Annotated in this window: 12 protein-coding genes; 4 read left to right on the top strand and 8 right to left on the bottom strand. The window is 66.2% G+C overall.

The window, feature by feature from the left end; all coding sequences use genetic code 11:
* Positions 1-40 precede the first annotated feature (40 nt).
* Both SOM47_RS04500 and gap read right to left on the bottom strand, forming a co-directional pair.
* Positions 41-1,192 carry an N-acetylmuramoyl-L-alanine amidase family protein gene (locus SOM47_RS04500; RefSeq protein WP_192083022.1) on the bottom strand — a complete coding sequence of 384 codons (1,152 nt, stop codon included), beginning with the start codon at positions 1,190-1,192 and terminating at the stop codon, positions 41-43.
* A gap of 160 nt (positions 1,193-1,352) precedes the next feature.
* The gene (gap, locus tag SOM47_RS04495) at positions 1,353-2,357 is read right to left on the bottom strand and encodes a type I glyceraldehyde-3-phosphate dehydrogenase (protein ID WP_191769850.1); all 1,005 of its coding nucleotides are present in this window, start codon (positions 2,355-2,357) and stop codon (positions 1,353-1,355) included.
* 190 nt (positions 2,358-2,547) lie between these two features.
* Between gap and SOM47_RS04490 the strand changes: the two genes are divergently transcribed.
* Positions 2,548-3,174 (top strand): OmpW/AlkL family protein, encoded by a 627-nt coding sequence (locus tag SOM47_RS04490; protein WP_192083020.1) that lies wholly within the window; start codon positions 2,548-2,550, stop codon positions 3,172-3,174.
* A 93-nt stretch (positions 3,175-3,267) separates the two neighbouring features.
* Here the strand turns inward: SOM47_RS04490 and SOM47_RS04485 are convergent, their stop codons facing one another.
* The gene (locus tag SOM47_RS04485; RefSeq protein WP_320504881.1) at positions 3,268-3,981 is read right to left on the bottom strand and encodes an aspartate/glutamate racemase family protein; all 714 of its coding nucleotides are present in this window, start codon (positions 3,979-3,981) and stop codon (positions 3,268-3,270) included.
* A 102-nt stretch (positions 3,982-4,083) separates the two neighbouring features.
* Here SOM47_RS04485 and SOM47_RS04480 point away from each other — a divergent pair, with 102 nt between their 5' ends.
* On the top strand, positions 4,084-4,899 hold the full coding sequence (locus tag SOM47_RS04480; protein WP_320504880.1) for a S1/P1 nuclease: 816 nt from the start codon (positions 4,084-4,086) through the stop codon (positions 4,897-4,899).
* An 11-nt stretch (positions 4,900-4,910) separates the two neighbouring features.
* Positions 4,911-5,711 (top strand): MBL fold metallo-hydrolase, encoded by an 801-nt coding sequence (locus tag SOM47_RS04475; protein WP_192083014.1) that lies wholly within the window; start codon positions 4,911-4,913, stop codon positions 5,709-5,711.
* A 4-nt stretch (positions 5,712-5,715) separates the two neighbouring features.
* Here SOM47_RS04475 and SOM47_RS04470 read toward each other — a convergent pair whose 3' ends face one another.
* Together SOM47_RS04470 and SOM47_RS04465 are read right to left on the bottom strand one after the other, a co-directional pair.
* A complete protein-coding gene (locus tag SOM47_RS04470) occupies positions 5,716-6,288 on the bottom strand; it encodes a hypothetical protein (RefSeq protein ID WP_320504879.1) in 573 nt (190 codons plus the stop codon).
* 47 nt (positions 6,289-6,335) lie between these two features.
* On the bottom strand, positions 6,336-6,581 hold the full coding sequence (locus SOM47_RS04465) for a hypothetical protein (protein WP_152620673.1): 246 nt from the start codon (positions 6,579-6,581) through the stop codon (positions 6,336-6,338).
* Between SOM47_RS04465 and SOM47_RS04460 the strand changes: the two genes are divergently transcribed.
* Positions 6,580-8,532: an acetyl-CoA hydrolase/transferase C-terminal domain-containing protein gene (locus tag SOM47_RS04460; RefSeq protein WP_320504878.1), complete on the top strand. Its 1,953-nt coding sequence runs from the start codon at positions 6,580-6,582 to the stop codon at positions 8,530-8,532. The two genes, SOM47_RS04465 and SOM47_RS04460, sit on opposite strands and share 2 nt — an antisense overlap.
* Before the next feature lie 129 nt (positions 8,533-8,661).
* On the opposite strand, the gene SOM47_RS04455 is transcribed toward SOM47_RS04460, so the two are convergent.
* The 3 genes from SOM47_RS04455 to SOM47_RS04445 form a co-directional block, all read right to left on the bottom strand.
* Positions 8,662-9,387, bottom strand: coding sequence for an ankyrin repeat domain-containing protein (locus SOM47_RS04455; RefSeq protein WP_320504877.1), 726 nt, complete (start codon positions 9,385-9,387; stop codon positions 8,662-8,664).
* 165 nt (positions 9,388-9,552) lie between these two features.
* The gene (gene tkt / locus SOM47_RS04450; RefSeq protein ID WP_320504876.1) at positions 9,553-11,553 is read right to left on the bottom strand and encodes a transketolase; all 2,001 of its coding nucleotides are present in this window, start codon (positions 11,551-11,553) and stop codon (positions 9,553-9,555) included.
* A gap of 270 nt (positions 11,554-11,823) precedes the next feature.
* A complete protein-coding gene (locus SOM47_RS04445; protein WP_320504875.1) occupies positions 11,824-13,161 on the bottom strand; it encodes a dicarboxylate/amino acid:cation symporter in 1,338 nt (445 codons plus the stop codon).
* Positions 13,162-13,200: the final 39 nt, after the last annotated feature.

Here is a 13,200-nt window from a genome sequence, read left to right as displayed (position 1 = left end):
GTGCCATGCTACGTCAAGCCGGCCCTGCTGGGCGCGCTGCTCACTGGCACACGCGCGCCCCCCCTGCGCCCACGCCGCGCTGGAAGTCCGCGTAGCCGCTGCGCAGGCCCTCGGCGACCGCCGCCTGGAACACGGGATCCTGCAGCGCGAGTGCGTCCTGCGGATGGGTGTGGAAACCGAGTTCCACCAGGATGGAAGGTGCCAGCGCGAGGCGGTTTTCGCCGAAATTTCCGACGCTCGGCTGCACGCGTACACGATAGCCGGCGTAGGCCGGAACGCGCTGGATGGCATCGCGCATCGCGCACAGCAGCACGTGCCCCAACCGCTGGTCCTCGCTGCGCCCGGACTGGTGGAAGGCCATCATCCCGGTTGCCGCTGGATTGGCGGCCGCATTGGTATGCAGGTGCACCAGCACGCCGGCGCCCAGTTCGTTGGCCAGCAACGGCCGGCTGCGGATATCGTCGTTGTACTCACGCAGCGGCGTGTCACGGTCAGCATAGCTCTGCCAGATATCCGCACGTTCCGGATACAACGCCTGTGCGTGGTAGCGCGCGGCCATCTGCCACCACGGCTTGTCGGCAATCGGATGCACCGACAGGTCTTCCGAACGCGAAAGCGACGAACTGACGCCATCACGACCCAACGCGTCTACCAGCTGCCGCGCAAACCGCGGCGTAACCAGGTCTTCCACCATGCCGTTGCTGAGGGGGCGTTGCAGCCGCCACGTCCTGCCACCGTGCAGGTACCAGCCATGGCTGGCAGATACGAAGACGCCCACGCTCCCCGCCGCTGCGACATCACCGCCGGTTCGCGCAGGCTGACGCTCATGGAAATGGTCTTCCAGGGGACGGCCGTTGAAAAGAAACTGCAGCGGCTGCGGCACGGCTCCGGCCCGCTCGCGCTGCAGCAGCACGGCCAGGCGGATCGCCTGCAATCGCGCATCCAGTTCGGCCGGTATCTGCGGGCCGGGCGTATCGGCCAGGAACCGGCTCCCCAGTTCCACGTTCCAGCTGCCGTCGGCGGCCGATGCCACGCGTACGGTGCCGGAGGATCGAAGCGATGGCGATTCCATCTGATGCACGATGGCGGCCACGATGCCGGCATCGTCCGGCAAGGCGGGCATCGCCCCCTGCGCCGATGCAGCAATCCAGAGCAGTCCAACAGGAAGCAATCGCAGGATGAAGTTCGACATGGCGTTGGCTCACGGCTTGGGAGACCCAGCTGTAGCATCGCGCCCTGCATCGGCCCATCAGGAAAGCGCCCCCGGGCACGCTTATGTGATCAAGACCCTGGCTCCACAACGACGAACCCCGGCCGGAGCCGGGGTTCGCAGGATCACACGTGGCGCGGAATTACTTCGCCGCCACGACGCGCACCATTTCCAGGCACTTGTTGGAGTAGCCCCACTCGTTGTCATACCAGGACACCAGCTTGACGAAGGTGCTGTCCAGCGCGATGCCGGCCTCGGCATCGAACACGGAGGTGTGGGTCTCGCCGCGGAAATCGGTGGCCACGACCTTGTCTTCGGTGTAACCAAGGATGCCCTTCAGCGCGCCTTCGCTCTGTGCCTTCACTTCGGCGCAGATCTCGGCGTAGGTGGCTTCCTTCTCCAGCTCGACGGTCAGATCGACCACCGACACGTCCGAGGTCGGCACGCGGAAGCTCATGCCGGTCAGCTTCTTGTTCAATTCCGGGATCACCACGCCGACGGCCTTGGCCGCACCGGTGGACGAGGGAATGATGTTTTCCAGGATGCCGCGGCCGCCGCGCCAGTCCTTGTTGGACGGGCCATCGACGGTCTTCTGGGTGGCGGTGGCGGCATGCACGGTGGTCATCAGGCCACGCTTGATGCCCCACTTGTCATTGATCACCTTGGCCAGCGGGGCCAGGCAGTTGGTGGTGCACGAGGCGTTGGAGACGATCGCCTGGCCAGCGTAGGTCTTGTCGTTCACGCCGAACACGAACATCGGCGTGTCGTCCTTCGACGGCGCCGACAGGATCACCTTCTTGGCACCTGCGTCGATGTGCTTCTGCGCGGTTTCCTTGGTCAGGAACAGGCCGGTGGATTCGATCACCACGTCCACGCCCGCTTCGTCCCATTTCAGGTTGGCCGGATCGCGTTCCTGGGTCAGGCGGATCTTCTTGCCGTTGACCAGCAGGTCGCCGCCTTCCACGGCCACGTCGGCCTTGAAGCGACCGTGCACCGAATCGTACTTCAGCATGTAGGCCAGGTAATCCGGCTCCAGCAGATCGTTGATGGCCACGATTTCGATGTCGTCGCCGAAGTTCAGCACCGCCGAACGCAGGACGTTGCGACCGATGCGACCGAAACCGTTGATACCAACCTTGATTGCCATGTTGATGAACTCCTGCGGCCGCGCGCGACGCGGCGGGATGGATAAGGCCCACTAGTCTAGCAAACCGCCCTGACCACCGGCGGCCAAGCCGCCCGCTGCCGGGCTGCCCGGGCCGATTTGATCCGGATCAAGGCGTTGCAGGCAGGCCCGGCCGAGACTGGCCCCATCACCCCGCAACGAGACCCGCACCATGCGCATCACCGCTCCCCTGCTGGCCGGCCTGGCCGCCGCCCTGTCCCTCGCCGCCGCCCCGGCCATGGCCCAGTCCAAGGGCGACTGGACGCTCTCCGCCGGCGTCCACCAGGTGGCACCGAAGTCCAACAATGGGGCGCTGGCCGGTGGCACGCTGAAGGTGGACGTGGACAGCGACATCAAGCCGACCATCACCGGCGAGTACTTCATCGCCGACAATCTGGGCATCGAGGTGCTGGCCGCACTGCCGTTCAAGCATGACATCAACATCGACGGGCTCGGCCGGGTCGGCAGCACCAAGCACCTGCCGCCGGTGGTGACTCTGCAGTACCACTTCAACAGCCAGGGCAAGGTGTCCCCTTTCCTGGGCGCAGGCGTCAACTACACCACGTTCTTCAGCGAGGAAACCGGCGGCGCGCTGGCAGGCAGCAGGCTGAAGATGGACGACTCCTGGGGACTGGCCGCGCATGCCGGCCTGGACTTCGCGATCAATGAAAAGGCCGCGCTGCGCGTGGACCTGCGCTGGATGGACATCGACAGCAAGGTGAAGCTGGATGGGCAGAAGCTGGGCACCGTGGAGATCGATCCGCTGGCTTATGGCGTGTCGTACGTGGTCAAGTTCTGATGCGCAGGCAGTTCAAAGCGCATGACGGCCAGCAACCGTCACTACCGCCAGGGTGACGACCAACCGTCGTCGCCCACCCGGCCGGGCCGGCGTTCAAACGGACGTGCCGTCGCCCAGCAGATGCTGCGCGGCGGCGCGCGCATGCAGCGCCGTGGTGTCCAGCAACGGCACGCTGGCATCGTCGGGGCCGACCAGCATCATGATCTCGGTGCAGCCCAGGATGATGGCCTGCGCGCCACGGTCCACCAGCCGCTGCATCACCTGGCGATAGAACGCCTGCGACGCCGGCAGTACCCTGCCCTGCACCAGTTCTTCATAGATGATCCGGTGGACGTCGGCGCGGTCTTCTTCGCCGGGCACCAGCACCTGCAGGCCGTGCCGGTCCTGCAACCGCCCCTTGTAGAACGCCTGCTCCATGGTGAAGGCCGTGCCCAGCAACCCCACCTGCTTCAGCCCCAAGGCCTGTGCAGCCGCGGCGGTGGGATCGGCGATATGCAACAGTGGAATACCGATGGCCTCCTGCACGTCCTCGGCCATGCGATGCATCGTGTTGGTGCAGATCACGATGCAGGTGGCGCCAGCCGCTTCGAGCCTGCGCGCGGCATCGATCATCCGGCGGGTCGCTTCCTGCCAGTCCGCGGCCCGCTGCAGCGCTTCGATCGCGGCGAAATCGAACGACCACAGCAACAAGCGCGCCGAGTGCATGCCGCCGAGCGCGTCGCGCACGTGCTCGTTGATCAGCCGGTAGTAATGGGCCGAACTTTCCCAGCTCATGCCACCGATCAGCCCCACGATCCTCTGCTGCATGCAGGTTACCCTCGCCGAGAAGCTGTCAGCCTACCCCGGTGCGGGCGATCGCGGCCAGATCCAGGCAAGCCGAGGCACGGGGCGCCCGCTAGAATGCGCAGGATGAAACTCTCCTCCCTGATCCCGGCTGCTGCCCTGCTGGCAGCGCTCACCCTCGTTTCCACCGATGCACTGGCCTGGGGCGCACAGGGCCACCGGCTGGTGGGCCGTGTCGCGGAAACCCGCCTTACCCCGGCCGCGCGCGCCGAAGTGGATCGCCTGCTTGCCGGCGAGACCGATCCCACCCTGTCCGGCATCGCCCCGTGGGCCGACCAGCTGCGCGCCACCGATCGTGACCTGGGACGTCGTTCGGCGAAGTGGCATTACATCAACATGGCCGAAGACGGCTGCGTCTACCAGGCACCCAAGCACTGCCCGGACGGCAACTGCGTGATCGAAGCGCTGAAGCAGCAGACGCTGATCCTGTCCGACCGCAACCGCAGCGACGCCGAGCGTGCGCAGGCGCTGAAGTTCGTGGTGCACCTGGTCGGTGACATCCACCAGCCCATGCACGCCGGCTACGGCCACGACAAGGGCGGCAATGATTTCCAGCTGCAGTTCAACGGACGCGGCACCAACCTGCACTCGCTGTGGGACAGCGGCCTGCTCAACACGCGCAAGCTGGATGACGACGGCTACCTGAAGGTACTGCAGTCGTTGCCGCGACCGTCGCTTGCGCGCCGCGTGGACCTGCGCCGCGATGCGGCGGCATGGGCTGAATCCAGCTGCCGGGTGGCGGTTGAACACGGGGTTTACCCGGCCTCGCGCAAGCTCGACAACCACTACACCGAACAGTATCGCCCCGTGGCCGAGGGCGAACTGCGCATCGCCGGCGAACGGCTGGCGCAGGTATTGAACAGCGCCCTCGGCCGCCGCTGAGGAACCCGCGCATGCCTGCCCACGTCCAGTCGTTCCTACACCCCGACAGCAATACCTTCAGCTATGTGGTGCACGACCCGGCGACCCGCAACGCGGCGCTTATCGATGCCGCGCTGGACTACGACGCCGAGTCAGGCGCGCTGTCCGATGCGGCGCTGCAGCCGCTGCTGGGCCACGTGCGCGACAACGCGCTGGAGGTGCGCTGGCTGCTGGAAACCCATGCCCATGCCGACCATGTGTCGGCCGGACGCCGGCTGAAGGCACGCTTTCCCCAAGCCACGCTGGCCATCGGCGAAGGCATCCGCGCGGTGCAGGCCACCTTCGCGCCGCGGCTGGCGCTGGACCTGTCGGCGATCCCGGACGCCTTCGACCATCTGTTCGCCGACGGTGAACGCTTCGCGCTGGGCACGCTGGACGCACGCGTGATCGCCGTGCCCGGGCACACCAGTGACAGCATCGCCTACCTGATCGACGACGCCCTGTTCCCGGGTGATTCGCTGTTCATGCCCGACAGCGGCACCGCGCGCTGCGATTTCCCCGGCGGCGATGCGGCGCAGTTGTACCGCTCGATCCAGCGCCTGCTGTCGCTGCCGGAGCAGACACGCGTCTTCGTGTGCCACGACTACGGCACCGGTGGCCGCGACATCGCCAACCAGACCAGCATCGGCGAACAGCGCGCGCACAACATCCATGTCCGCGACGGCATGACCGAAGCCGAGTTCGTGGCCATGCGCCAGGCCCGCGATGCCACCCTGGCCGAACCGCGCCTGATGCAGCCCGCGATAAAGTCCAACCTGCTCGGGGGCGGCTGAGCGCTCAGCCGCCGGTTTCGCTACGAACGTAGTGCCGGCCCTTCACTATTTCGAAGGTAAAGGCGTAGAGCAGACTGACCGGCACCGGTTCGATCCGCTCGGCGCCGTCGCAGTCGCTGGCATCGCGCGGTGCGCTTCCCGCAGGAAAATGGCAGAGCGCGGCGGGCGAGAACCGCCACATCGCCACTGCGTGCTGCGCCGCCTGCAGCAGCGGCAGGTTGACCGCAGCAGTCCCGGCTTCGCACTCCGGCCGATCGGCCAGCGGCAGGCTGCGCTCTACCCTGCCATCCGCATCCACCACCAGTTGCAGGCATACCCTGGTCGGCGCCAGTTCCTGGCGGGGATCCGCACTGCCCAGCACCGGCGGCGGGGCGGTATGCAGCTGCGGCATGCGGTAGCCCTCGGTTGGCCGCAGGGCATACGCTTCCACGGCGCCCGCACCGCCGCCGTCCCTGCGCACCTGCAGCCGCTGGTGATCCACGTTCTCCGCGCGGGTGTCCTGCGCGGTCAGGTGCTCGTGGGTGGCGCAGCCGGCCAGCGACAAGGTGCCGGCCACCAGCACCGACAGTCGCTTCATGGCAACGGCCCGTTGTCGCCCAGCGAGAAGGTCGCGCGGCGAAGTTCTCACAGCATCCAGCATCGGGAATCACTCGTCAGGAGGCGTCGTTGCGTAAAAATAACACCCACCGGCCCGGCTTCATCCACCCTGCCAGGGCTGCGTCCGGCGTTGAATTCCCCCTCAGGCGCAAAGCCCTTCTCATTCTCCTGGCCCGTTCTTCGGCGCTGAGGCAGATCTTCTTCCACCTTCTTATGACGTTCAAGCCGGGCATGCTGTAATGCGTCCATGATGTACAAGGAATCCGCACGCATGACCGACCACCTGACCGATCTCGATGGCGCCGTCGATTGGCTGCTGGCACGCGTGGAGGGATCCATCCGCATCGGTGCGCCACTCGCCTTGGGCAAGCCGCATCGGCTGCTCAACGCGCTGTACGCGCGGGTGGAAAAAGACCCGGCGCGGCCTCTGCAGATCTACACCGCACTGTCGCTGAATCCGCCGGTGGCACATGGCGATGGGCTGGAAGCCCGCTTCATGGGACCGTTCGCCGAACGCCATTTCGGCAAGGACGTCGTGCGCCTGGCCTATGCCGATGCGATGGCAGCCGACACCCTGCCGGATCACGTGCAGGTGGAAGAGTTCTACATGCAGTCCGGCGCGTTGCTGCGTTCGCGACAGGCGCAGGCCAGCTACACCAGCCTGAACTACACCCACGCCGCCGATGCGGTGGCCCAGCGCGCGCCGCACGCCATCTTGCAGAAAGTGGCCCGCCGCGAAGGCAGCAGCCGGCTGTCGCTTTCGTGCAACAACGACATCACCCAGGACACCCTCGATGCGATGGCCGCACGCGGCCTGCCGCGCCCGCTGCTCATCGCCGAAGTGGATCCGCAGCTGCCCTGGCTCGGTGGCAGTGCGGCGGTGGAAGAGACCTTCTTCGACCTGGTGATCACCCCGCCCGGCCCCTATCCGGCGCTGTTCGGCCTGCCGCGGCAGCCGGTCAGCGATGCAGACCATGCCATCGGCCTGTATGCCAGCACGTTGGTGCGCGACGGCGGCACCCTGCAGATCGGCATCGGGGCGCTGGCCGATGCGCTCAGCCACGCGCTGGTGCTACGCCATACCGACAACGCGCTGTACCGGCGCGTGCTGCATGCACTGGATCCACAGCTGGCGGCGCATCCACTGGTGGCCGAGATCGGTGGATTGGGTCCGTTCGAAGAGGGTCTGTACGGCTGCAGCGAAATGCTCAACGAAGGCTTCCGCAAACTGGTGCAGTGTGGGGTGATCAAGCGCAAGGTGCACGATGACCTGGTGTTGATGAAGCGGCTGGACAACGGCAGCGCATACACCGCCGACCACGCCACGCTGGCCGCCGAGGGCGAGTACCTGCACGGCGCGTTCTACCTCGGCTCGCCCGAGTTCTACGAGTGGCTGCGCACCCTGCCCGACGACGAATGCCGCGCCATCGGCATGCGCCGGATCAGTGAGATCAACCAGCTGTACGGCGGCAACGAAGAACTGGAGCGGCTGCAGCGCCGCCATGCGCGCTTCTTCAATTCCTGCATGATGGCCACCGCGCTCGGCGCTGCGGTATCCGATGCGCTGGAAGACGGGCGCGTGGTGTCCGGCGTGGGCGGCCAGTACAACTTCGTGGCGATGGCGCATGCGCTGCCCGAAGCCCGCAGCGTGCTGATGTTCCGCGCCGCACGCGAAGATGCCGGCACGCGCGAAAGCAACGTGCGCTGGAACTATGGGCACACGACCATTCCGCGCCACCTGCGCGATGTGTACCTCAACGAATATGGCATCGCCGACCTGCGCGGACTGACCGACGCCGATTGCGTGCAGGCCATGGCCGGCATCACCGAACAGCCGTTCCAGGACGCATTGCTGCAGCGGGCCAAGGCCGCGCGCAAGCTGGCAGCGGCGGCGCAGGTCGATCCGCAGGCGCAGCGCAATACGCCGCAGGCGTTGTCCGCGGCACTGGCTGCGTTCCGTGGCGACGGCACCTTGCCCGATTATCCGCTGGGCAGTGATTTCACCGCGGTCGAACAGGTGCTGGTGAAGGCGCTGGGCTGGCTGAAATCCAACACGCAGACACGCGGTGCGAAGCTGCGCACGGTGTGGGCGGCGTTGAAGCAACGCGCCGGCGATGGCGATGCGGTGTATCTGCAGCGGATGGGGCTTGAAGCGCCGGCGAATTTCGGCGAGCGTTTGAACGCGCGCCTGTTGCGATTGGCGCTGGCCCGCACGGCCGCGTAGCGGTGGTAGCGCCGAGCCATGCTCGGCGAGCGCAGCGGCAACGGAGCAACAGCGTGACGACCAACGGTCGTCACCCACCAAAGCCAGGGCAGGAGCGTGACGACCAACGCCCGTCGCTACCGCGGGACCTCAATCGCAGCTGGAACGTCCGGTCTTGTGGTTGATGGCGCCCTTGGCGATCAGCAGGTCGGCGACGTCGGTGAATCCACCCTCGCACGCCCCGCTGAGCGGACTTTCGTTGATCTTCGGTGACTCGTTGATCGCCACGACGTCCAGGTCCGGATCAAACTGGAGGATGTACTTCACCGTCTCCAGCCTGCCGTCCACCGCCGCCACCATGAACAGGGTTTCCTGGTCGCTTTCCCGCGCGTCCCAGTCCGTTTCATCGCGCAGCAGCCCATGCAGGTACTTCACCACCTCCGCGTTCGGGCCCATCACCGCCGACTTCAGCGCGTTGTAGACGTCTGCCCGGTCCGTCGCGCGGATATCGGCACCGTGCTCTACCAGAAACTGCACGATGTCCAGATAGCCGATGAAGGCAGCCCAGCCCAATGCCGTCTGGCCGAGCGATGCCTCGTCCTTCGCTTCCAGGTCCTGCCCTGCTTCCACGCGGCGCCGAACCTCGGCGAGATTGCCGCGCTTGACCGCATCGAACCAAGCCGCATCCGGGCCGGTCGATGGGGTGTCATAGAAATTGCGGTGTGCAAGCAGATGCGGATTGGAGATCTGCTGCATCTGTTCCAGGCTGTAACGGAACGCAGGGAGTTCCTTCGTGTCGACGTTCGGCTTGCCCCAGGCGGTCAACGTGCACAACGCCACAAGGCAGCCGAAAGCGGATCGGATTGGAGCATTCATCAGAGCAAGCCACGGAGATCGGAAGCGAACAGGATGGCATCACCTGGCGTGCAGGACAGCCCTACGCGCGGAAACGGAGTATTCCTGACAGTCGGGCAAATTTTCCGACGGGTCCGATGGCACAAAAGAAAACGCCCCTTGCGGGGCGTTTTCGGCTCGTGCGGTTTACAGCGCCTTGGCGGCTTCGACCACGTGCGCGGTGGTGATGCCGAAGTGCTTGTACAGCGCATCCGCCGGCGCCGATGCGCCGAAGGTATCGATGCCCACCACTGCACCGTCCAGGCCGACGAACTGGCGCCAGAACCCGGTGACACCGGCTTCGATCGCCACGCGCTTGCGCACTGCGTTCGGCAGCACCGATTCACGGTAGGCCGCGTCCTGGCGCAGGAACACATCAGTGGACGGCATGGAGACCACGCGGGTCTTCAGGCCGGCCGCGTCCAGCTGCGCCTTGGCTTCGGTGGCCAGCGACACTTCCGAACCGGTGGCGATCAGGATCACGTCCGGGGTACCGCCTTCGGCATCGGCCAGCACGTAGCCGCCCTGTTCGATCTGCGCGATCTGCTGCGCATCACGCGGCTGGTGCGGCAGGTTCTGGCGGCTGAACACCAGGCAGCTCGGACCGTCCTGGCGGGTGATCGCGGCCTTCCAGCTGACGGCCGATTCCACCGCATCGCAGGGACGCCACACATCGTTGTTCGGGATGTAGCGCAGCGAGGCCAGGTGCTCCACCGGCTGGTGGGTCGGGCCGTCTTCGCCCAGGCCGATCGAGTCGTGGGTATAGACGTGGATGGCATGGGCCGGGATCAGCGCGCTCATGCGTACGCCATTGCGGGCGTAGTCGCTGAACACCAGGAAGGTGGCGTCGAACGGCAGGAAACCGCCGTGCAGGGCCAGGCCGTTGGCAATGGCGGTCATGCCGAACTCGCGCACGCCGTAGTACACGTAGTTGGCGTTGGCGTCGTCGGTGGCGACCGACTTGCTGGCCTTCCACAGGGTCAGGTTGGAGTGCGCCAGATCGGCCGAACCACCCACCAGCTCCGGCAGCAGCGGTGCATAGGCTTCGATGGCCAGCTGCGATGCCTTGCGCGAAGCGATGGTCGGGCCTTCGGCGGCCACCTGGGCGATGTAGGCATCGGCCTTGGCGATGAAGTCTTCCGGCAGCTCACCGTGCGAACGCCGGGTCAGTTCTTCAGCCTGCTGCGGGTACTGGGCGGCGTACTTGTCGAACTGCTGTTCCCATTCGGCCTGGCGCAGGGTACCGGTACCGCCGGCACGCCAGCCGCCATAGATGGCTTCCGGGATCTCGAACGGGCCGTATTCCCAACCCAGTGCCTTGCGGGTGGCTTCCAGCTCGTCCTTGCCCAGCGGCGCACCGTGGCTGGATTCCTTGCCGGCCTTGGCCGGGGAACCGAAGCCGATGGTGGTGCGGCAGCAGATCAGGGTCGGCTTGTCGGACTGCGCCAGCGCGGCGTCGATGCCGGCCTTGATGCTTTCCGGGTCATGGCCATCGACGTCACGCACCACGTTCCAGCCATAGGCCTCGAAACGCTCCGGGGTGTTGTCGGTGAACCAGCCATCGGTATTGCCGTCGATGGAGATGTGGTTGTTGTCCCAGAAGCAGACCAGCTTGTGCAGGCCCCACGTACCGGCCAGCGAAGCGGCTTCATGCGACACGCCTTCCATCAGGCAGCCGTCACCCATGAACACGTAGGTGCGGTGATCGACGATTTCCAGCTCCGGGCGGTTGAAGCGCTGGGCCAGCAGCTTTTCGGCCAGGGCGAAACCGACGGCATTGGCGAAGCCCTGGCCGAGCGGACCGGTGGTGGTCTCCACGCCGGGGGTTTCGTGGTGTTCCGGATGGCCGGCAGTCTTGCTGCCGAGCTGGCGGAACGCCTTCAGCTGCTCGATCGGCAGATCGTAGCCGCTCAGGTGCAGCAGGGCGTACTGCAGCATCGAGCCATGGCCGTTGGACAGCACGAAACGGTCACGGTTGAACCACTTCGGGTTGTTCGGGTTGTGGCGGAGATAGTCGTTCCAGAGCACTTCGGCGATGTCGGCCATGCCCATGGGCATGCCGGGGTGGCCGGACTTGGCGGTCTCGACCGCATCGGCGGCAAGGAAGCGGATGGCGTTGGCCAACTGGCGGCGGGTAGGCTGCGTCATGGTTCTATCGGAATCAGGGAGGCGGCCGCGGACGTGCGGGCGAGTCATTGTAGCGCCGTGCCACGCCGGGCGGACTCACGCGGTAACCGCCGGGTCAGCCAACGCTAGCGCCGACCCAGGATCGGCGAGCGCAGCGGCGCACCAGGGCATCCGCCGAGCATGGCTCGGCGCTACCAAAGCAGCCGGATCCCCCGGTAGCGCCGACCCATGGTCGGCGAGCGCAGCGGCGCACCAGGGCAGCAGTCGCCCCGGCAACACCGATGAACCGATTCAGACGACGCGGTCGGTCGGGACGGTCGCTGTCGCGGCCATGGCCGGCTCGTCCTTTTCGCCCTTGGCCACCAGGGTGGTCAGGGCCAGGTCGCCGGTGACGTTCAGCGCGGTCCGGCACATGTCCAGGAAGTGGTTCACGCCCAGGATCAGGCCGATGCCGAGCGGGTTCACCCCGACCATCGCGCAGATCATCGCCACCACCGGCAGCGAGCCCGACGGCACGCCGGCCGTGCCGATCCCGCCAAGGATGCACACCGCCATGACCATGATCTGCTGGCCGATGCTCAGGTCCACGCCGAAGAACTGCGCCAGGAAGATCACCGTCACGCCCTCGAACAGCGCGGTGCCGTTCTGGTTGGCGGTCGCGCCGACCGTCAGCACGAAGCGGGACACCTTCTGCGGCAGGCCCATCTCATCGGCCACGCGCAGCGCGGTCGGCAGGGTCGCATTGCTGGAGGCGGTGGAGAACGCCATCACCGTGGCTTCCTGGGTATCGCGGAAGAATGCCAGCGGCGAGCGACCGGACAACCATACCGCCACGCCATAGGTCACCACCATGTGCAGGCCCAGCGCGAGGACCACCACGCCGACGTAGGCGCCCAGCCGGATGAGCAGCTCGAAGCCGAACAGTGCGGCCAGGTTGAACATGAAGCAGGCCACCGCATACGGCGCCAGGCGGATGACCAGGTTGATCAGGGTCATCGAGACTTCGAAGATGCCTTCGATGGCACGCCGCAGCGGGGCGACCTTTTCATCGTCGGTCAGCACCATGCCGATGCCGAACATCAGCGCGAAGAACATCAGCGAGAGGATCGCGCCATTGCTGGAGGCGGCCTCCACGATGTTGCTCGGCACGATCGACAGCAGCATGTCCATGCCCTTGGGCTGGCTGCCGGCACCGGCCACGATTTCCTTTGAACGCTCCAGGTTCTCGGCCAGGATCTGGTTGGCCATGGCCGGGTCCACGCCCACGCCGGGCTTGAGCACGTTCACCAGCACCAGCCCGATCGCCACCGCGATGCTGGACAGCACGATGGTGTAAGCCAGGGTCTTCCAGCCGATCCGGCCGAGCGCGCGGATGTCGCCCATCTCCGACACGCCCATCACCAGCGCGGAGAAGATCAACGGCACGATCAGCATGAAGATCAGGTTGAGGAACAGGCCGGAAGCGGGCGTGGTGATGTAGTGCATCAGCCACTTCGCCGCGTCCATCAGTGCCGGCGTCTGCGCACCCAGCGCATGCACCACCAGACCCAGCACCAGGCCGATGGCGAAGCCGATGCCCATCTTCCAGTGCAGAGGCATCTTCTTCTTCGCGGGGCTGGCTGCTGTCATCGGGTCGGTTTCCTGGGAAATGAGGGCCACTGTAGCAAA

Source organism: Stenotrophomonas sp. CFBP8980 (genome assembly GCF_034046095.1).
Classification (GTDB): Bacteria; Pseudomonadota; Gammaproteobacteria; order Xanthomonadales; family Xanthomonadaceae; genus Stenotrophomonas; species Stenotrophomonas lacuserhaii.
Note: the sequence above shows the minus strand (reverse complement) of the source record. Positions and strands in the feature narration are given on the sequence as shown.